The sequence below is a fragment of the Paraburkholderia sp. CI3 genome (assembly GCF_050436505.1).
GTDB classification, from domain to species: Bacteria; Pseudomonadota; Gammaproteobacteria; order Burkholderiales; family Burkholderiaceae; genus Paraburkholderia; species Paraburkholderia tuberum.
In genome coordinates, this window is sequence record NZ_JBNDMI010000004.1 from 3,757,242 (window position 1) to 3,778,008 (window position 20,767).

Genomic DNA, 20,767 nt, shown 5'->3' on the forward strand with positions numbered 1-20,767 from the left:
GGCAATGGCGCGCAAAGGCATTATTCTCGCGGGCGGCTCGGGCACCCGCCTGTATCCGATCACGCACGTCGTCTCCAAGCAGCTGCTGCCGGTGTACGACAAGCCGATGATCTACTACCCGCTGTCCACGCTGATGGTGGCGGGTATTCGCGACGTGCTGATCATCTCCACGCCGCAGGACACGCCGCGCTTCGAGGCGATGCTCGGTGACGGCAGCCAGTGGGGCATGAACATCCAGTACGCGGTGCAGCCGTCGCCGGATGGACTCGCGCAGGCCTTCATCATCGGCCGCGAGTTCGTGAACAATGATCCGTCGGCGTTGATTCTCGGCGACAACATCTTCTACGGCCACGATCTCGCGAAGCAACTCGAACGCGCCGACGATCAGACCGACGGCGCCACCGTGTTCGCGTATCACGTGCAGGACCCGGAACGCTACGGCGTGGTCGAATTCGACAAGCAGTTCCGCGCGTTGTCGATCGAGGAAAAGCCCGCCAGGCCGCGTTCGAACTACGCGGTCACGGGTCTGTACTTCTACGACAAGCAGGTCTGCGACATCGCCGCGGACATCAAGCCGTCGCCGCGCGGCGAGCTCGAAATCACCGATGTGAACTCGCGCTACCTCGCGAACGCGGCGCTCAACGTCGAGATCATGGGCCGCGGTTATGCGTGGCTCGACACCGGCACGCACGATTCGTTGATCGAAGCCGCGACCTTCATCGCAACGCTGCAAAAGCGCCAGGGTCTGGTGGTCGCGTGTCCGGAAGAGATCGCGTACCGGCGTCAGTGGATCGACGGCGAGCAGTTGCTCGCGCTCGCCAAACCGCTCGCGAAAAATGCCTACGGGCAATACCTGCAAAACATTCTCACGGATCACGTCGCATGGCCATCCAGGTAACTGCAACCGCGCTGCCCGAAGTCAAGATCATCGAGCCGAAGGTGTTCGGCGATCCGCGCGGCTTCTTTTTCGAAAGCTTCAATGCGCTCGAATTCGCCGAGAAGGTCGAGCCGGGCGTCGAGTTCGTGCAGGACAATCATTCGCGTTCGGCGAGAGGCGTGCTGCGCGGTCTGCACTATCAGATCCAGCATGCGCAGGGCAAGCTCGTGCGCGTGGTCGAGGGCGAGGTGTTCGACGTCGCCGTCGACATCCGCAAGAGCTCGCCGAACTTCGGCAAGTGGGTCGGCGTGACGCTGTCGGTCGAGAACCATCGGCAGCTGTGGGTGCCGCCCGGTTTCGCGCACGGCTTCGTCGTGCTGTCGGAGTCCGCGCAGTTCCTCTACAAGACCACGGATTATTGGTTCCCCGAGCACGAGCGCAGCATCGTGTGGAACGATCCGGCGATCGGGATCGAATGGCCGGTCGACTTCGAGCCGCTGCTCGCGGCCAAGGATGCGGCGGGCAAGCGTCTCGCCGACGCCGAAGTCTACGCATAAGGGGATCGCATGAGCGCACACGACGCGAAACGGACGATTCTCGTCACCGGCGTAAATGGCCAGGTCGGCTATGAACTCGCGCGCACGCTGCAAGGGCTCGGCAACGTGGTCGCGGTCGACCGCTCGCGGCTCGATCTGTCGAACCTCGATCAGATTCGCGCGGTGGTGCGCGACCTGCGTCCCGCGCTGATCGTCAATCCGGCCGCTTATACGGCGGTGGACAAGGCCGAAGAAGAACGCGACCTGGCAATGCGCATCAACGGCGAAGCACCGGGCGTGCTCGCCGAGGAAGCGAAAAAGCTCGGCGCCGCGCTGATCCACTATTCGACCGACTACGTGTTCAACGGCACGAAAGAAGGCGCGTACGTCGAAGACGATCCAACCGATCCGCAGAACGTCTACGGCCGCAGCAAGCTCGCGGGCGAGCAGGCAATCGCGGCGAGCGGCGTGAATCACCTCGTCTTGCGCACGAGCTGGGTGTACGGCACGCGCGGCAAGAACTTTCTGCTGACGATGTTGCGGCTCGGCGCCGATCGGCCGGAGCTGAAGGTGGTGGCCGACCAGTTCGGCGCGCCCACCTGGTGCAACACGATCGCGACGCTGACCGCGCATCTGTGCGCGCAGTCCTTCGCCGCCGAAGACGGCGCGAAGTGGTGGGACGAGCGTTCGGGCATCTATCACCTGTGCGCGGGCGACTCGACGTCGTGGCACGGTTTCGCGTCGGCGATCTTTGAACTCGCGGATTTGCCGAACAGGCCGAACACGCTGCCGATTCCGGCCGCGGATTACCCGACGCCCGCGAAGCGCCCAGCCAATTCCAGAATGTCGAACGACAAGCTGGCGCGCGTGTTCGGGCTCGCCGGGCCGCATTGGCGCGACGCGTTGAAGCTGTGTCTGACGGACGGTTTTCCAAAGTCGCCGGCGGCGCGCACCTGAGTCGCGGTTTCGACGCAGGGCTCGCGAGCGCCGGTGCGGCGAAGGAAACACTCGCATCGGACGTCCTGCCGCGCACGCCGCTCGCCATGATGCCGTCGTGGTCCGGGATCGATCGAAACGATTGTTGCCTGACAATGGTGAAAGGGGTGCGGCGGTAGAATGTCGCTCGACGCGAGGGCGTTCCAGGCGCGGATTTAACGTTCTATGCGCAGTAGATTGCAAACGTGTGCGTCAACCGCGCGCAAGCCAGTATGGCCACGTAAAAAATACGGTATCGAGAGGGAGCTGTGAGTTTGTTACCGATCATTCTGTGCGGCGGAGCGGGATCGCGGCTCTGGCCGGTCTCGCGGGAATCGCACCCGAAGCCGTTCATCCGTCTCGCGGACGGCGAAAGCCTGCTGCAGAAAGCGTTCCTGCGCGCGGTCGCGTTGCCCGGCGTGAAGGAAGTGCTCACGGTAACCAACCGTGAGCTGTTCTTCAAGACCGAAGACGATTTCCGCGAGGTGAACGGCAAGAACGTCGCGACCTCGTTCATTCTCGAACCGTTCGGCCGCAACACGGCCGCGGCGGTTGCCACGGCGGCCTTGCACACGGCGAAGGCGCATGGCGCAGACACCGTGATGCTGGTGCTCGCCGCGGATCACCTGATCGCGGATCAAACCGCATTCGCCGCGGCGGTCGCGCGTGCGCAGACGCTTGCGCAGGCCGGCAACGTGGTCACCTTCGGCATGCATCCGGATACGCCCGAAACCGGCTACGGCTATATCGAAGCCGATGGCGAGCGGGTCGTGCGCTTCGTCGAGAAGCCGTCACTGGAGAAGGCCCGCGAGTATCTGGCGTCGGGCAAGTTCGTGTGGAACTCGGGCATGTTCTGCTTCACCGCGGGCACGATCCTGAAGGAAATGCGCGAGCATTGTCCCGACATTCTCGATGCCGCGGCCGAATGCATGGACAAGTCGCCGTCCGCCGAAGGCAAGAGCGGCGCGCAGGTGCGTCTCGAGCCGGGCTGCTTCGGCGCGGTGCCGGAGCTGTCGTTCGACTACGCGGTAATGGAGAAGTGCGAGCACGCGGCGGTCGTGTGCTGCAACCTCGGCTGGACCGACGTCGGCTCGTGGACCGCGCTGTCCGACCTGTCGCCGGCCGATGCGAGCGGCAACCGCGTCGAAGGCGAGGCGCTGCTCATCGACGTGAAGGACTCGTATCTGCGTAGCGACGGGCGCCTGATCGGCGCGGTCGGCGTCGACAACCTGATCGTGATCGACACGCCCGATGCGCTGCTCGTCGCGCACCGGGATCGCGCGCAGGACGTGAAGCAGATTTTCGCGGAGCTGAAGTCGCGCGGCCATGAGACGTACAAGGTGCATCGCACCGTGCATCGGCCGTGGGGCACGTACTCGGTGCTCGAAGAGGGGCCGCGCTTCAAGATCAAGCGCATCGAGGTGAAGCCGGGCGCGAGCCTGAGCCTGCAGATGCATCATCACCGCAACGAGCATTGGGTCGTGGTGAGCGGCATGGCGAAGGTCGTCAACGGCGAAAAAGAGTTCTTCGTGTCGACCAACGAGTCGACCTATATCCCGGCGGGTCACAAACATCGCCTCGAAAATCCGGGCGTCGTCGAGCTCGTGATGATCGAAGTGCAAAGCGGCGAATATCTGGGCGAAGACGATATCGTTCGCTTCGAAGACATTTACGGACGTACTTGAGATGGATATCAGTTTTACCAACGACTCGGAAGACCTGACACGTCACAACGAGCGGGACGACCTGCTGGTCGGCATGAAAGCGGTGCGGGTCTGGGGCACGCTCGGCTGGCACGACATCCGGCAGCGTTATCGCCGCTCGGTGCTCGGGCCGTTCTGGTTCACGCTCAGCACGGTCATCATGGTGGTCGTGCTCGGCGCGTTGTACTCGACGCTGCTGCACCAGGAACTCTCCGACTATCTACCGTATCTGGCGGTGGGTCTCGTCGTGTGGGCGTATCTGGCGTCGGTCGCCAACGAGGGCTGCATGGCCTTCATCGGCTCGGCATATCTGATCAAGCAGATCAGGCTGCCGCTGACGGTCCACGTATGCCGCATCGCGTGGCGCAACTTCGTGATCCTGCTGCATAGCCTGCCGGTCGTCGTCGTGCTGCTGCTCGTGTTCGGTCACTGGCCGGGCTGGGAAATCGTGCTGGTGCCGTTCGCGCTCGTGATCCTGCTGCTGCACGGCGTGTGGCTCGGCGTCACGCTCGGCGTGCTGTGCGCACGCTTTCGCGACATTCCGCCGATCGTCACGAACCTGATCCAGGTCGTATTCTTCTTCACGCCGGTCATGTGGTCGCCGGAAATCCTGAAGGACCGCGCGTGGGTCGCCGAATACAACCCGCTCTATCACCTGATCGAAACGGTGCGCGCGCCGCTCACCGGCCGCCCGACCCACTGGGAGTCGTGGGCGTGGTCGATTGGTCTCCTGATCGTCGGCTTTGCGTTCGCGCAGATCCTGATGAAGCGTTTCCGTAATCGCGTTCCTTACTGGCTTTGATATTGTGAGTTCTTCATCGATTGTCGCTCGTAACATCTCCGTCGAATTTCCGATTTACGAGAACTCGCATCGCTCGCTGAAAAAGGCGGTGCTCAATTTGACGACGGGCGGCCGGATCGGCCAGGACGCGGGTCGCCATGCGATCGTCCGCGCGATCGACGACCTGAGCTTCACCTTCAGCGAAGGCGAGCGCATCGGCCTGATCGGCCACAACGGCTCGGGCAAGACGACGCTGTTGCGCACGCTGTCGGGCGTCTATGCGCCGGTGCGCGGCGAGCTGAAGGTGCGGGGCAAGATCGCGTCGCTGCTCGACGTGTCGATGGGCCTCGACCCCGACGCGACCGGCTTCGAAAACATCTATCTGCGCGGCATTCTCGACGGGCTGAAGCCCGCGCGCATCCGCAGCAAGATCGACGAGATCGCCGACTTCAGCGAACTGGGCGATTACCTGAATCTGCCGGTGCGCACCTATTCGAGCGGGATGATGCTGCGCCTCGCGTTCGCGATCTCGACGAGCGTCGAAGCCGATATCCTGATCATGGACGAATGGCTGAGCGTCGGCGACGCCGAGTTCAGCGTGAAGGCGGCCGAGCGTCTGGAAGGTCTCGTCGGCAAGGCGGCGCTGCTGGTCGTGGCGTCGCACGATCCGTCGCTGGTCGCGCGCGTGTGCAGCCGCAAGATCTCGATGGAGCACGGCAAGATGGTCGCCGACGAACCCGTGCTGCCGTCGGAAAAATCCGACGAGCCGCTCATTAGCCACACCGCGCAGTTGCCGCACTGAGCACGCCGACGCGCGACCGGCGCGGCGCATGCTGCGCCTGCCGCACGTGCGCCGACGCGCGAGCTGCGAGCGCGACGGCGGCAGGCAAATCCATCGGCTCATCGGCTAAACCGCGCCCCCGGCGCAAGCCAGTCCCGCAGTTCAGCAACACCCTCGTGGCCAATCCCGAGGCGTAACAAGGTTCGAATTTGATGCGAGCTAATCACCCATTTTTGCGCTACTCCGAATCCCTGCTGGTGCGTCAGCCGTTTCGCACGCTGAAGGGTTTCGCGGGCGGCTATATCGCGTATCCGATTGCGGAGAACGCCGAAAAGCGCAACGTGCGCCCGAAAATCCGCGAGCTGCGCGAGCACTATTCGCTGCCGATGCCGCATCGCCGCCGCATCGCGCTCGAACGGCTCGTCGCCACGCTCGAATTCGCCGGCGCGAAGGTGCCTTACTATCGCGACCTGTTCCAGGCGAAGCAGTTCGATCCCGCCAAGGTCAGGAACGACCCGCGCTACCTCGAAGAACTGCCGTATCTGACCAAGGACATCATCCGCGAGCAGGGTCCGCGTCTCCTGTCGGGACCGCTCGAGGCTGGCAAGCACCACGCGTGCAAGACCGGCGGCTCGACCGGCCTCTCCACGACGATTTACTACGACCAGGAAGGCGCCGATTATTCGTCGGCGGTCACCAACTATTGCCGCGAGCGGATCGGCAAGCTGCGCCATCGCTCGGAGTTGCACTTCGCGTGCCGTTTTCCGGATCAGGTCGTGCCCGAGTGGCCGTCGCGCGAAGACTTCAAATGCTTCGCAATGAATCGCAGCAATGTCTTCTTCGACCGCATCGACGATCACGGCCTCGAGGAAATGTGGCGCACGCTGAAGCGCCGCCGCCCGTATCTCGCGCACTCGCATCCGTCGACGATGTACGCGCTCGCCTGCTATGTCGAGCGCAAGTACGGCGGCGGCAACGCGTTCCAGGTGTTCGAGTCGAGCGGCGAGCTGCTCGAGCCGCATGCGCGCGAGATGATCGCGAAGGCGTTGCGCTGCCGCGTGATCGACCGCTACGGCCTCGCCGAGCTCGGTGTGATGGCCTATGAGCTCGACGGTCACGAAGGCGGCTTCCAGATCCTCGAATCGGAAGGCTGGCCGGAAAGCCGCGTCGCGCCGGACAACCCCGACGGCGCGCACGAGCTCGTGTTCACCGGATTCCGCAACCGGCTGATGCCGTTGATCCGCTACACGACCGGCGACCTCGCGCGCGTGCAGGAGACGGAGAAGGGCTTCTTCCTGACCGACGTGGTCGGCCGGATTCACGACGTCGTGCCGATCAACGGCGTCGCGCATCCGACGCACCACATCCAGGACATGCTCGATCACCGCGTCGGCGGCATCCAGGAATTCCAGATCGACCTGCGCACGACGCCGCCCACTTTGCGCATCGTGCTCGAACCGCACGCGAACGCGGAGGACACCACCGCGAAGCTGCGCCACTTCTGGCAGGACGCGTTCACGATCGCCTACGTCGGCCACGACGATTTCGTGCGTGTGGGCAGTCGCGCCAAATTCCGTCACGTGGTGAGCGCATGATCGGCGTCGCGTTTCCCGACGCCCGCGCCGACGCCGGCCAATACGTGCTGGCGGCGCTGCGGCGCTCGGTCAGCGCGACCCAGGCGCAGGCGATCGCGCGCAACATGCTGCACGAGATCGCGCCCGACGTCATGGTCGCGGTCGACGCGCCCGATGCGTGGAGCGCCGACCTGATCGCGTTCGTGCAGGCGCGGCCGCGCAAGCTGATCGTGTTCGGCCATATGCCGATCGCGCTCGCGGACTATCTGCGTTATCGGCCCGCGGCGTTGCCCGCCGACCTCTCGCAAGCGAGCCGCAGTGCAACGGCGCCTTTGGGCGAGTCGCGCGAAAGCGCGGCGGCGGTGCGCTACGGCGCGCTCGCGCAGACACTCGGCGGCGCGCCATGGCATCGCCCGTTCGAGCGCTTCGATTTCACCGACGAATGGAACAACCTCGGCTACGGCGCGATTCGCGCCGACGGCTCGATCTGGGCGCTCGCGCAGGCGCCCGAAGTTCCGGCCGAAGCGGAGCTGGCCGCGGTCGTCGTGAACGGCGAGCGACAGTTCGCGTACGCCGCGCTGTGGGATGCGGGCGCATCGGCCGTGCTGTGGTTCAACCGGCCGGTCGGCCCGTGCGATTCGTTCGAATGGCGCCTCGTCGAGCAGTTTCTGTCGGGCTACCGGGCCGATGCGCTGCCGTGTCAGCCCGTGCTCAGCGAACTCCCGTGGGGTTACGACGCGGCGATCACGTCGCGGCTCGATTGCGACGAGGACGTCGAATCGGCGCGCCCGTTGTGGCACGCGTACCGGCGTCTCGGCGTGCCGTTCACGCTCGCCGTGCATACGCAGAACCTGCAACGCGGCGGCCAGCACGACATCCTGCGCGAACTGCTTGCCGACCGGCAGCAGGGCGCGGTGCTGTCGCACACGGCGACGCACTCGCCGAACTGGGGCGGCAGCTACGACACCGCGATCGCGGAAGGCGTGCAATCGGCCGAACTGCTCGAACGCGCGACTGGCGTGCCGGTGCGCTACGCGGTGTCGCCGTTTCACCAGTCGCCGCCGTACGCGATGCGCGGCCTGATCGACGCGGGCTACGCGGGCTGCATCGGCGGCATCATCCGCAACGATCCGGAGTTTCTGAGCGCACGCGGCGGCGCGTTGGCCGGCTTGCCGGCGGGCTTCGTCGGTCACAGCCAACAGTGCATGCTGCACGGCGACTGCATGCTGAAAGAGGGTGATCCGCTCGCAATCTTCAAGCAGGCCTTCGACACCGCGTACGCGACCAACACGCTGTTCGGCTATCTCGACCATCCGTTCTCCGAGCGCTACGCGTACGGCTGGACCGACGAGGCGGCGCGCATCGACGCGCACGAGCAGTTGATCGCCTACATGCGCGGCAAGGCCCAACGGCCGCTGTTCCTGCACGAGGAAGCCGCGCTCGATTTCCTGCGCTTGCGCTCGCTCGCGCAGATCGTCGAACACGACGGCGTCTTTCGCGTCGTCACGCCCTTCGCCGACACGACGCCGCTCGCGCTCGGCGTCGAGTTCCGGGGCGCTCACACCAAGGTCGAGGCGGGGAAAGCACTGCAATGAAAGTCATGGTGGTGATGGGCACGCGGCCCGAGGTCATCAAGCTCGCACCGCTCGTGCGAGCGCTGCGCAGCGAGTTCGACACGATCGTCTGCGCGAGCGGGCAGCACAGGGACATGGCCGCGCAGGCGCTCGAATTCTTCGGCATCGAACCGGACATCACGCTCGAAACGATGCACCCGGGTCAATCGCTGAACGCGCTCGCGTCGCGCCTGATCGCCGCGCTCGATCGCGCGCTCGACGAAACACGTCCCGATTGGGTGATCGTGCAGGGCGACACGACGACCGCGTTCTGCGCGGGCTTCGCGGCGTTCCAGCGCGGCATCCGCGTCGGTCACGTCGAGGCGGGGCTGCGCACCGGCGATCTGGCGAGTCCGTTTCCCGAGGAAGCGAACCGCAGCCTGCTCGGCCGCATCGCGACGCTGCATTTCGCGCCGACCTCGCGCGCGCGCGACAGCCTGCTCAGCGAAGGCGTCGCGCCAGAGAAGATCGTCGTGACCGGCAACACGGTCGTCGATGCGATCGGCGAAGTGCGCGCGAGCTGGAGCGTCACGCCGCCGGCGAGTCCGCTGCCCGCATGGCATGGCGCGCAGCAGCAGCACGTGCTCGTCACGTGCCATCGGCGCGAGAATTTCGGCGACGTGCTGCAGGACATCTGCCGCGTGCTGCGCGACCTGTGTCAGCGCTATAGCGATTACCGCTGGGTGTTCCCCGTGCATCTGAATCCGGCCGTGCGCGAGCCCGTGCATCGCGAGCTCGATGGCATCCCGAACCTCGCGCTGATCGAGCCGGTCGACTATCCGACGAGCCTTTATCTGATCAGCGGCAGCGCCGTCGTGGTCAGCGATTCGGGCGGCATTCAGGAAGAAGCGCCAACCTTCGGCGTGCCGGTCGTCGTGATGCGCAATCACACCGAGCGCCGCGAAGGCGTCGACGCCGGCTTCGCGACGCTCGCGGGCCAGAGCGCGGCGAGCATCGAAAGCGCGGTGATCGGCTGGCTCGACGATCCCGCGCGGCGCGCGGCGCTGCGCGATCGCGCGAATCCGTACGGCGACGGACTGGCCTCACGACGCATCGTCGACAGCCTGCGCGGCCGACCGGTCGAGGTGTTCGTTGGCTGACGGCAAGAACCCCGTGCTTGCCCCGCAAGACTGCGTGCTGTTTTCGACCGCCGACTGGGACGAGCCGTACTGGACCAACAAGCAGCACACGGCGAGCATCCTCGCCGCGCGCGGCTGGCGGATTCTGTATGTGGAAAGCGTTGGCTTCCGCTCGCCGAAAGTGGCCAGCGGCCGCGACTGGTCGCGCCTGTGGCGACGTCTGTGGCGCGGCGTGCAGTCGCTCGTGCTCGGCCCGCCGCCCCGCGCCGACAACATCTGGGTGCTGTCGCCGCTGATGGTGCCGGCCGGGCATCATCTGCCGTTCGTGCGCTCGCTGAATCAGGCGATGCTGCGTTTTTCGGTGAACCGCTTCGCGAGGTCGCATCGCTACGTCAAGCCGGTCGTGTGGACGTACCACCCGTACATGCTCGATGCGATCGCGACGCTGCCGCGCGGGACCCTGGTCTACCACTGCGTCGACGATATTGCGGCGATTCCGGGCGTCGACGTCGACGCGTTCCGCAATGCCCAGCAGGACCTGCTCGGGCGCTGCGAGGCGGTATTCACGACTGCGCAGTCGCTGAAGGACGTGTGCCTGCCGTTTAACCCCAATACGCATTTCTTCGGCAACGTCGTCGATGAAGCGCACTTCGGCGCGGCGCGCGCGGACGGCCCACTGCCCGCCGAGCTCGCCGCGATCGACGAGCCGCGGCTCGTGTATCACGGCGTGCTGTCGGACTTCAAGGTCGATCTGCCGTTGCTGCTGCAAACCGCGCAGGCGCGGCCGCAGTGGCAATGGGTGATCATCGGCGAGGAGCGCGAAGGGCAGCGCAGCGACCTGCTCGCGCAGCTCAAGCGTCTGCCGAACGTGCATCTGCTCGGCTACCGGCCGTATCGCGTGCTGCCGCAGTATTTGCGCGGCATGCGGGTCGGCGTGTTGCCGACGCTGATCAACGAATACACGCACTCGATGTTTCCGATGAAGTTCTACGAATATCTCGCGGCCGGTCTGCCGGTCGTATCGACGCCGCTCGATTTCGCGAAGGAACCGCGCGCGGGGCTCGAAGTGGGCAGCGATGCCGACGCGTTCATCGCGGCGATCGAGAAGCAGCTTGCACGCGGCAAGCTGAGCGTGGAGGAAGCCCGCGCGGCGGTTGGCGAGAACACGTGGGAAGCGCGGCTGGACAAGATACTGGCGATCACCTTCCACTTCCCGCAGGCGGGCGGCGGCAGCGCGCGGCCACACGGCGCTGAGGTGCGCACGTGAGGGTCGTTCATGTGTACCGCACGTACTTCCCGGACCCGCCCGGCGGCCTGCAGGAAGCGATCCGCCAGATTGCGCTAGCGACGCGCGAGCGCGGCGTCGAACCGCGCATTCTGACGCTGTCGCCGAGCCCGACGCCGACCGTCGTCGAACGCCCGGAAGGGCAGGTGATCCGCGAGAAATCGTGGGCGGCGCCGGCATCGTGCGATCTCGGTGGGCCCTGCTCGGTGATCAGGTATCGCGAGCTGGCCGACTGGGCCGACGTCGTGCATTTCCACTTTCCGTGGCCGTTCGCCGACGTATTGCATCTGCTCGGACGCACCAGCAAACCGACGGTGATGACTTACCACTCTGACATCGTGCGGCAGAAGCTGCTCGGCGCCGTCTATGGGCCGCTGATGCGGCGCACGCTGCGCAGCATGTCCGCGGTGGTCGCGACGTCGGCGGCCTATGCGCGGACCAGTGAGACGCTTGCCGCGTGCGTGTCGAAGGAGCGTTTGAAGACGATTCCGCTCGGCATCATCGACTATCGCGACGAGCCGCAGCCGCTCGACGCGCGGCGCAAGCTCGAGAGCCGGCTCGGCCTGGCGCCGGGCGAGCCGTATTTTCTGGCGCTCGGCGTGTTGCGCTACTACAAGGGACTGCATACGCTCGTCGAGGCCGCCCGGCATGTGCAGGCGAAATTCGTCATCGCTGGCTCGGGGCCGGAGCGCGAGCGGCTCGCCGCATTGGCGCGGCAGCATGGCGCGACCAACGTCGTGTTTGCCGGGCAGGTCACGCATGAGGAAAAGGTTGCGCTGCTCGAGGGCTGTCGCGCGATGGTGCTGCCCTCGCATTTGCGCTCCGAAGCGTTCGGGATGGTGCTGGTCGAAGCCGCGATGTTCGGCAAACCGATGGTGTGCTGTGAGGTGGGGTCGGGGACCTCGTTCGTCAACGAGGATGGGGTGACGGGGTTTGTCGTGCCGCCCGAGGCGCCGGAGCCGCTGGTCGCCGCGATTAACCGGCTTGCGCTGGATAAAGCGCTCGCGCGCAGCATGGGGGCGGCGGCGCGGGAACGGTATGAGCGGCTATTTTCTGGGCCAGCGTTGGGAAGCGCATATACATCGCTGTATGAACACGTATTGTCTTCCTGAGTCGTTATTTTCTTTCTCTCTATATCGCCGAAAAGCTTGCGAAAGTGTTTAATTCACCTTGGTTTGCGCAAATTCGGCCTATATGCGAGATGTTGGTATTATCTGCGCGGTCGAGTCCGGTACACTGATTATTCTGCTTCGTTACAAATATTGCGGGCTCATGGTTGTTAAATCAGTTGGCAATAAGTTGACAAATAAATTGGAAGCGGGTTGTAGGGGAGGGCGCGAGATGGTAGCGTGATGCCGCTTTACGCGGTCCGGATTCTGATCCTCGTGGTTCGACTTGACCCGCTACCGCGCCAGAACGAATTTCTACGGCATCGCATGTGCCTTCCACACTTTTTTCTGCCCTGCGGCGGTTCATTGAATGAGCAGCAAACCACTCGTCGTCGATCTTGATGGAACTCTCATTCGCTCGGACGTCCTGATTGAATGCGGATTTGCTTTCACCCGATCCGCTCCCCATCGGTTCTACGAGCCGCTTCTGTGGCTCCTGCGCGGGGGCAAAGCCGGCCTCAAAGCCCGCTTGGCCGAAGCGACCGATATCGACGTCACCGTCCTACCCTACGACGCCACGGTCATCGAGTGGCTGAAGGAAGAACGGGCCGCCGGGCGGTCGCTCGTGCTGGCGACCGCTAGCCATGAACGCTACGCGAAGGCGATTGCCGATCATCTTGGGCTATTCGACAAAACCTTCGCCACGCATAGCGACATCAATCTGTCCGCGCATCGCAAGCGCGACAGGCTCGTGGCCGAGTTCGGCGAGAAAGGCTTCGACTACGCGGGCAATTCGCACGACGATGTCGCAGTCTGGGCCGCGGCCGAGCGTGCTTATGTGATCAATCCGTCGAGTGGCGTAGAGCGCGCGGCCCGCAAGCAGGGCAACGTCGAGCGCGTCATCGACCAACGCTCCGCGTGGCCGGGAACGTGGGCGAAGTCGTTGCGACTGCATCAGTGGCTGAAGAATCTGCTGATTTTCGTTCCGCTGCTCGCGGCGCATCAACTGTCGGACGCCGCGCTGGTCATTGCCGCGCTCCTCGCTTTTTTTGCCTTCGGTGTCTGTGCGTCGAGCGTCTACCTGCTGAACGATCTGCTCGATCTCGAGGACGACCGGCATCATCCGACCAAGCGCAAACGCCCGCTTGCTTCGGGCGCGTTGCCGCTGGTTTGGGGCGCGGCGCTCTGTCCCGTTCTGCTGGTCGTGGGCGGCGCGATCGCGTGGTTCTGCCTGCCTCATAAGTTCGCGCTGGTTTTGCTTGGATATTACGTACTCTCGCTGGCCTATTCGTTCTATCTGAAGCGGCGAGTCATGATGGACGTGGTAGTGCTGGCCTTGCTCTATACGACACGGATCATCGCCGGAAGCGCCGCGATCGATGCGCGGCTCACGTTCTGGCTGCTCGCGTTTTCGATGTTCATTTTTCTCAGCCTCGCGCTCGTCAAGCGGTATGCGGAACTGCACGCGTTGAAGGAGCGCGGCCTCGTGAAGTCACGCGGCCGCGGCTATGTCGCGAGCGATCTGCCGTTGATTTCGTCACTAGGCGCGGCCTCGGGCTATCTGTCCGTGCTGGTTCTCGCGCTTTATATTCAGGACGGCAATACGGCGAGCCTCTATCGGCATCCACAGTACATCTGGGTGGCCTGTCCTCTGCTGCTTTACTGGGTGAGCCGCACGTGGATCATCGCGCATCGCGGCTCCATGCATGACGACCCGATCATATTCGCGGCAAAAGACCGGAGCAGCTGGCTGATCATGGCCCTATGCGGTGCCGTGTTCTGGATGGCGATCTAGCCATGTCGAAAGTCCAGTCCTGGGGGCGCTATCCGTACGCGCTGCAAGAGGCCCATCCGATCGCCTGGCGTGATACGGCCGCGGCGATATGGCGAAGTGTCGGCGGCACGCAGCGCACGACCCTTGCCTTCGGCAATGGGCGCAGTTACGGCGACAGTTGCCTCGCGTCGTCGGGGCACGTGGTCCAGACGCTGCCGCTCGACCGGATGATTCTGGCCGACTGGCAAAACGGCGTATTGCGCGCTGAACCAGGCATGACGCTCGAGCAGATTCTCGACGTGGCGATTCCGCGTGGATGGATGTTGCCCGTGACGCCGGGGACGAAGTACGCGACGTTGGGCGGCGCGATCGCCAACGACGTGCACGGCAAGAATCACCATGTACGCGGCACGTTTGGCCGGCATGTGCGGCGTTTCTGCTTGCTGCGAAGCGACGGCACGCAGTTCGAATGTACGCCGGACCTCCACCCCGAGTACTTCACCGCGACGATCGGCGGCCTTGGTATGACGGGGCTGATCGCGTGGGCTGAAATCCAGCTGATGCCGATCAGGTCGAGCATGCTCGACGTGACCAGTATCCGCTTTGCCAACCTCGACGAGTTCTTCGCGCTGTCCGAACGGCTCGACGAACTGCATGAGTACAGCGTGGCGTGGGTGGACTGTCAGAGCCGCGATGCCGCGTTGGGCAGAGGCATTTTCATGGTCGGCGATCACGCCTCCGAGGGGGGGCTCGACCTCGAACGCCGCAAGACGCGTACGGTGCCGTTCACGTCGCCGATCCCCGTTTTCAACCGCCTGACCCTGCGCGCCTTCAACGAGTTGTACTACAGGCGGCAACGCGCGGACGCGGTTCGCTCGACGGTCAGTTACGACTCGTACTTCTATCCGCTCGACAGCCTGCTTGAATGGAATCGCATCTATGGCCGCTCGGGCTTCCAGCAGTATCAATGCGTGATCCCGGCAGCCGTTGCGCGCGAGGCAACGCGGGCCATTCTCGACGCGATTGCCCGCAGCGGCACGGGGTCGATACTTGCCGTGCTGAAGCGCTGCGGCGCCATCAAATCGCCGGGCTTGCTGTCTTTTCCGCTCGAAGGCACCTCGCTCGCGCTCGACTTCCCGCAGCGCGAGGAATCGAATCGCAAGCTTTTCGACCGGCTGGATGCGATCGTGCGCGAGAGCGGCGGCCGTTTGTATCCCGCCAAGGACGCGCATATGTCGGGCGAAGATTTTCGCGCTGCCTATCCGCAGTGGGAACAGGTCGAAGCGCTGCGTGATCCGGCTTTGCTGTCACGCTTTTGGGAACGAACCACTCGAGTATGAAAAACATCGTTATCGTAGGCGCCACTTCGGCGATCGCCATTGCCTGTGCACGGCAATGGGCTAAACAGGGCGCGCGGTTCTTTCTCGTCGCGCGCAACATGGAGCGCCTCCAGCAGGTTGCCGACGACCTCAAGGCACGTGGTGCGCAAGACGTGCTGTGTCAGCAGTTGGACATCGATCAGCTCGGTGAACATGCCGCCATGATGCAGCGTTGTTCGGCCGAGTTCGGCGCGCTCGACATCGTGCTGGTGGCGCCGGGTACGCTGCCTGACCAGCAGGACTGTCAGAACGATGCCGACGTCGCGGTCCGCGAGTTCAATACCAATGCCGTATCGATCATCGCGTTGCTGACGCGTTTTGCCACTGTGATCGAGCAGCAGCGGCGCGGCACGATCGCGGTCATTTCGTCGGTGGCCGGCGATCGCGGTCGCCAGTCGAACTATCTGTACGGCAGTGCAAAAGCAGCGCTCTCCGCGTTTTGCGAGGGCCTGAGGGCGCGCCTGTTCAAGGCGGGCGCGCATGTGCTGACGATCAAGCCTGGCTTTGTCGCGACGCCAATGACAGCGGGTCTTCCCTTGCCGGGACCGCTTGTTGCTACCGCGGAGAAGGTAGCGGGCGATATCGTGCGCGCGGTGGAAAAGGGTAGGGATGTCATTTATACCCCGTGGTTCTGGTGGGGCATCATGCTGATCATTCGCTCTATTCCTGGCCGCGTGTTCAAGCGGCTCTCGTTGTGATGCATTGTATGCATCGCGACGGGTCTGCCGTGCTCGACGGCAACCGTCGCCGCCCGGCGAGCGCATGGCGCGGCGAATGTTCGTTCGACCTTCCTGACCTGGTGTGCCTTTCGTGAACTCCTCGGCAACTCCCATGAGCGCGTCGCGCCTCGTGATTTTTTACGCGATATTCGCGGCAGTTTCGATCGCCGCGAATATCGGTCTGCAGAAGCTCTCGCTGATCACCTATTCGGGAGCGTTCAGCGTGCCGCTGTCGGTGGTCATCGGAACGGGTGGCGGGCTGGTGGTGAAGTTCTTACTCGACAAGCTCTGGATCTTTCGATACCAGCATCGCGATCTGTCGCACGGCATACAGAGTTTTCTGCTGTACACGGTGATGGGGCTCGCAACTACGGCGATTTTCTGGGGCTTCGAATTCGGCGCGGACGCGATCTATCATTCCGAGCCTGCCCGCTTTACGGGCGGCGTGATTGGCCTCGTGATTGGTTACATAGTCAAATATCGGCTCGACAAGAAGTTCGTTTTTGCCTGATTCGGGCAATGCATTGATTTTTGTAGTTGCGCTGCCGCACGCGCGTAATCAGAAAATATTGACCAATGAACATGCAACGATTTAGACAGTACCTTTCGGAGAACGCGCTTCTACTGGTGGTCACCATTGCCGTGGGTGGTTATCTCGCGTGGCAGACGCGCAACTTTCAGCTCGATGATTCGCTGATCTATCTGCGATATTTGCGCAATCTGTTTGACGGGCAAGGGCTCACCTACAACGCGGGCGATCGCTTCAACGGGCTCACCTCGCCGTTGTATTCCTACTTGCTGATCGTGGCGAACGTCGTGGCCGGTAATTTGCAATATACGACGATCTTTTTGTCGTTCGTGTTCCTGTGCGCGGCCGCGATCACCGGAGCGCATCTGCTGGCGAGCGGAAAATACGAACAGACGCTGTGCGCGCTGATCGTTGTTTCCTTCAATTATTTTTACGACACCTTTGGGATGGAGACTTCGCTGTTTCTGTTCCTCTCCGCGCTCGCGTTGGTACTCTACCGCAGGGAGCAATTTTTCGGTCTGGGTGTGGTGCTGGGCCTGCTGTTCATCACGCGCAGTGAAGGTGTATTCCTTGGCCTCGTCGTGGTCGTCGATTACTTCATCAGGAACAGAAAACTGCCTCATGTTAAGTATTTCGTCGCGCCGGTCATTCTGCTCGCGGCCAATTTCATATTTAACTACTACTACTACGGCGCGTTTCTTCCGGCCACCGGCAATGCGAAGCTCGGACAGGGCAAGTCGGGGTACTGGGGCGAGGGACTGATTTTTCTCCACGTGCAGTACATGAAGGACGCTTTCTTCGGGGGTGACTTCCGGCTGCTCGCGTTCATGCTGCCGATCGGTCTCGTCGGTGTGCTGTCGAGTCTCGGCAAGAGGATCGCGTGGCTCGTCATTCTCTATCTCGTGCTGCTGGGTTCGTTTTATGTGTTTCTGCATATTCCGAATTACCACTGGTACTACGCACCATTCTTCTTCTTCGGCTTATTGTTCGTTGGTGTCGGCGCGTGGAGAGTGCTCAGCTTCACGTACGAGCGGTCCCGGGAGAGTTCTGTTTTCCTCTCGCTGTTCCTTGCGTTTTTTCTCGTCACGAGCGGCTTCGTTTACCACAGCTTTGGTATCTCGAACGTGCAGCGCGGCTCGATGGACGCATACAAGAATATTGGTGAATGGATAAAAACCAACACACCTGCCAAGGCGGTCGTTGCAAGCGTCGAGATCGGAACCGTGGGCTGGTACTCCGACCGGTACATCATCGACATTCTCGGTCTGACCAATCGCTATAACGCGGACTACATCGCTCGCAAGGATCTTTACTCGTGGCTCACGAAGTACAGCCCGGATTACATTCTCGTGCATGAGCCGCTCTGGACTTTCGAGGCAAGCGCGAATTGCCTGCTCGCGAGCCAGGCCTATGCTCCTGTGGACACATTCAATTTCGCTGGTTACCGCCTGCTACGGCGCAGTGACGCCGCGGGGACGCAGCAGCAGATTCAAACATGCGCGAAAGGGCCGCGGACCTGATGAGCCCTGCAACACTCGTTGCGAATTCATGCCTGCCGGCTTGAGGCAATAACAGCCGACTCGATGTTCGAGTCGGCTGTGGGCTTCTGCTCATCTTTTTGTCCAAAAAAATACTGAATTACGGGTATGCAGCGAGAAAAACCCCGCCTCTTCCCATTGCTCATGTTTTTATGCGCGTTGCTGCTCATGTGGTATCGGGCGCCTCAGCGCATCGAGCACGGCTTTCTGTGGGCCGAAGACGCCACGATCTTTATCGCGCAAGCGCACGAACTGGGTATCCGGTCATTCGTCCAGGGCTATTCCGGCTATTGGCATGTCGTTCCGCGTCTGGTCGCGTGGCTGCAGATGAAAACGACGCCAATCGATGAGGCGCCGTACTTTTTCGTGTGGGCGTGTGCGTTGATCACGGCCGGGTCGAGCGCCTACATGGCTCACGCGTTTCGAATCTTCTCGCGTCCCATCGCCGCACTTCTCGCACTCGGACCTCTGCTGGTCCCGCAGACGGGCGAGACGCTGCTGAACGTTACGAATATTCAATGGATACTGCTTCCGGCGCTCATCGTTCTGCTATGGGAAAACCTGTTCAATCCGCCGACATCCTGGTATAGCGCTCGGGCCTTGGCGGCTGCGGTCATTGCGTTGACAGGCCCCTTTGGCATCATCACGTTCGGCCCGACCGTGCTGGCTTGTATCTACGCGCGGCGTCGTGGGAAGTTTTCATATCGTCAGACTGGATTTCTGGCCGTCTATACCGCGGGCGTAGCGGGGCAGGTTTATGCGGTCGCAACGAACGCCTCGCCGCCGCTCGACTTCGGCCCGGCGCCGTATGTGTGGCGTTATGGCTCCCGGATGATCCGCGAGCTGTTTTGCAGTCTGCTGCCGTCCCCGGATAGCATTCCGCTAATCGCCGGCTTGATCCTGGCGATCGTCTTGGTGTTCGTCGTGGCGAGATCGCGAGCGGTTCTTGCTTGTCTGCTGCTCGCGCCGATGGCGGGCATCATCTGGTTGCTCGGCGCCGCGAGATCGAATCCGTACTCGGTACACATGGAGTGGTGCGGCTTCGGTGCCCGGTACATCTATCCTGCCTTGCTGTTCTTTTTCTGGGCCGCGCTGCTGTCGATCGCAACGTCGAGTTCGAAGCTGTCGCGGGTATTAGCGGGGGGATTCGCCGTCGTTATCCTGCTGGCCAGCGCTACGAGATTTCCCGCGTCGGAATGGCCAATGTGGAACATTACGGCGAACGACAAGGGGCATACGCTAAAGGTCGCGCCGAACTGGGCGGTACAGATTCCTGCTAGCCCGCCCGGCCATTAGGTCATCGAGCGTTTCTCCGTCTCGATCGTTACCTCGCTTCAATGGCGACCGGAGCAGGGGCAGCCTGAGCCTCGGGGGTCGGCCGCAAGGCCCGCCCCTCCCGCCACCCATATTGAAGGTAATGCTGACCCGCGTTCACGCCCGCCGCCGCCACGTCCGTATTGACGGCGAGATATTCCTGCTCGTTGAAACCCGGCGGCAATTCGACCGCTACGTCCGGGTCCAGTTCGCTGGGCTGTCCGCTCACGCGCGGCGTGCTCTTGCGGGCGTTCGGTCCGGCGCATAGCTCCTTGAGTTTGCGATGCGTGCGCCAGAACGGCACGGCCGGCGTCGCGTCGCTGGCCTCGCGCTCCATTCGCCGCCAGCTGTCGGCAATATATTCGCGATCGCGCGAGCGCCTCATCACGACAGAAAACTCGATATCGTTGTGCAGCGTGTCGTTGAAATCTTCACAAGCGAAATCGATCAGCTCCATTTCGCAAAGATCGGCGATCAGTTTTGCAAACGAGCGCGGCGTGAAAACCCAGCAGTGAACGTCGTGATAGGTGCCGTTTTCGAACGCGTCGCGTGCGAGATGTAGCGCGCCTTGCCATGTGTGATGCCGCTTGACCGAGTGCGGGTCGATCCGCCTTTGCCACGCTTCGTGGGCCGAGACATCCGTGGCGGACAGGCAATGATCGAGCAGCGAGTAGGGCTGCGGTACCCGCGCACGGGCGATATAGCTGGCCAGTACTTCGGGCAGGCGGCTTTCGCGGCGGAAATAGTCGAAGGTGAAGCGCCGGTCGGGAACCACGAGACGCACTTCGCCGGTCGGTTTGAGGACCGCGCCCAGCTCTCTGAGCCACGTCACCGGATCGGGAACATGCTCGACGACATGAGAGGCCACCACGTAGTCGACATAGCGACCCTTGATAGCTTCGTGCAGCGTATTGCGCCCCCATACCGCATCGACATCGACAATCTCATTGACGTCGAGATTAGGATCGTCCTTGTACTTCTCTCGCAGGTGCGGCGTGTCCGTATGGTCGACGTAAATGATCTCGCCGCCGTCGCTGCGTCGCACGAGCGGCCAGCAAAGCGGGCCTATTTCCACGCCGACGCTTTCCTTGACGTTCAGGCCTTTCAGCAAACGGCAACGCCGCTTATCTCGAATTTCATCGATGCTGAGAGCATTGTCTTCCTTCGCCATGTTGCCTCCTCGTATTGGACGGCACAGCTT

18 protein-coding genes are annotated in these 20,767 nt (G+C 62.9%); 17 read left to right on the forward strand and 1 reads right to left on the reverse strand.

Going from position 1 to position 20,767, the window contains the following annotated elements:
• The first annotated feature begins 4 nt into the window (after nt 1-4).
• From rfbA to OKW29_RS38835, 17 genes are all read left to right on the forward strand, one after another.
• Nucleotides 5-898: a glucose-1-phosphate thymidylyltransferase RfbA gene (gene rfbA, locus OKW29_RS38755; RefSeq protein ID WP_184065112.1), complete on the forward strand. Its 894-nt coding sequence runs from the start codon at nt 5-7 to the stop codon at nt 896-898.
• Nucleotides 883-1,434 carry a dTDP-4-dehydrorhamnose 3,5-epimerase gene (rfbC, locus tag OKW29_RS38760; RefSeq protein WP_429294607.1) on the forward strand — a complete coding sequence of 184 codons (552 nt, stop codon included), beginning with the start codon at nt 883-885 and terminating at the stop codon, nt 1,432-1,434. The genes rfbA and rfbC overlap by 16 nt, the downstream gene beginning before the upstream one ends.
• A gap of 9 nt (nt 1,435-1,443) precedes the next feature.
• Nucleotides 1,444-2,370: a dTDP-4-dehydrorhamnose reductase gene (gene rfbD, locus OKW29_RS38765; RefSeq protein WP_429294608.1), complete on the forward strand. Its 927-nt coding sequence runs from the start codon at nt 1,444-1,446 to the stop codon at nt 2,368-2,370.
• A 287-nt stretch (nt 2,371-2,657) separates the two neighbouring features.
• The gene (locus OKW29_RS38770) at nt 2,658-4,073 is read left to right on the forward strand and encodes a mannose-1-phosphate guanylyltransferase/mannose-6-phosphate isomerase (protein WP_429294609.1); all 1,416 of its coding nucleotides are present in this window, start codon (nt 2,658-2,660) and stop codon (nt 4,071-4,073) included.
• A gap of 1 nt (nt 4,074) precedes the next feature.
• Nucleotides 4,075-4,893, forward strand: a complete 819-nt coding sequence (locus tag OKW29_RS38775; protein ID WP_184065123.1) for an ABC transporter permease — start codon at nt 4,075-4,077, stop codon at nt 4,891-4,893.
• Between the two features lie 4 nt (nt 4,894-4,897).
• Entirely contained in the window at nt 4,898-5,674 is a 777-nt protein-coding gene (locus OKW29_RS38780; RefSeq protein WP_429294610.1) for an ABC transporter ATP-binding protein, read from the forward strand.
• A 191-nt stretch (nt 5,675-5,865) separates the two neighbouring features.
• Nucleotides 5,866-7,248 (forward strand): phenylacetate--CoA ligase family protein, encoded by a 1,383-nt coding sequence (locus tag OKW29_RS38785; RefSeq protein ID WP_184045401.1) that lies wholly within the window; start codon nt 5,866-5,868, stop codon nt 7,246-7,248.
• Complete coding sequence (locus OKW29_RS38790) at nt 7,245-8,822, forward strand: polysaccharide deacetylase (protein ID WP_429294611.1); 1,578 nt, start codon at nt 7,245-7,247, stop codon at nt 8,820-8,822. The genes OKW29_RS38785 and OKW29_RS38790 overlap by 4 nt, the downstream gene beginning before the upstream one ends.
• Nucleotides 8,819-9,940, forward strand: coding sequence for a non-hydrolyzing UDP-N-acetylglucosamine 2-epimerase (gene wecB / locus OKW29_RS38795; RefSeq protein ID WP_184038499.1), 1,122 nt, complete (start codon nt 8,819-8,821; stop codon nt 9,938-9,940). Before OKW29_RS38790 ends, wecB begins: the two co-directional genes overlap by 4 nt.
• Nucleotides 9,933-11,186, forward strand: a complete 1,254-nt coding sequence (locus tag OKW29_RS38800) for a glycosyltransferase (RefSeq protein ID WP_429294612.1) — start codon at nt 9,933-9,935, stop codon at nt 11,184-11,186. The genes wecB and OKW29_RS38800 overlap by 8 nt, the downstream gene beginning before the upstream one ends.
• Entirely contained in the window at nt 11,183-12,316 is a 1,134-nt protein-coding gene (locus OKW29_RS38805) for a glycosyltransferase (protein ID WP_429294613.1), read from the forward strand. The genes OKW29_RS38800 and OKW29_RS38805 overlap by 4 nt, the downstream gene beginning before the upstream one ends.
• A 367-nt stretch (nt 12,317-12,683) precedes the next feature.
• Nucleotides 12,684-14,108 (forward strand): UbiA family prenyltransferase, encoded by a 1,425-nt coding sequence (locus OKW29_RS38810; protein ID WP_429294614.1) that lies wholly within the window; start codon nt 12,684-12,686, stop codon nt 14,106-14,108.
• Between the two features lie 2 nt (nt 14,109-14,110).
• A complete protein-coding gene (locus OKW29_RS38815; protein WP_429294615.1) occupies nt 14,111-15,427 on the forward strand; it encodes an FAD-binding oxidoreductase in 1,317 nt (438 codons plus the stop codon).
• On the forward strand, nt 15,424-16,164 hold the full coding sequence (locus tag OKW29_RS38820; protein ID WP_429294616.1) for an SDR family oxidoreductase: 741 nt from the start codon (nt 15,424-15,426) through the stop codon (nt 16,162-16,164). The genes OKW29_RS38815 and OKW29_RS38820 overlap by 4 nt, the downstream gene beginning before the upstream one ends.
• 133 nt (nt 16,165-16,297) lie before the next feature.
• Entirely contained in the window at nt 16,298-16,696 is a 399-nt protein-coding gene (locus tag OKW29_RS38825) for a GtrA family protein (RefSeq protein WP_184065146.1), read from the forward strand.
• A gap of 71 nt (nt 16,697-16,767) precedes the next feature.
• A complete protein-coding gene (locus OKW29_RS38830; RefSeq protein ID WP_244144936.1) occupies nt 16,768-18,234 on the forward strand; it encodes a hypothetical protein in 1,467 nt (488 codons plus the stop codon).
• Nucleotides 18,235-18,420: 186 nt separating this feature from the next.
• The gene (locus OKW29_RS38835; protein ID WP_429294617.1) at nt 18,421-19,548 is read left to right on the forward strand and encodes a hypothetical protein; all 1,128 of its coding nucleotides are present in this window, start codon (nt 18,421-18,423) and stop codon (nt 19,546-19,548) included.
• 28 nt (nt 19,549-19,576) lie between these two features.
• Here the strand turns inward: OKW29_RS38835 and OKW29_RS38840 are convergent, their stop codons facing one another.
• Nucleotides 19,577-20,737 (reverse strand): methyltransferase domain-containing protein, encoded by a 1,161-nt coding sequence (locus OKW29_RS38840; protein WP_429294618.1) that lies wholly within the window; start codon nt 20,735-20,737, stop codon nt 19,577-19,579.
• Between the last annotated feature and the right edge of the window lie 30 nt (nt 20,738-20,767).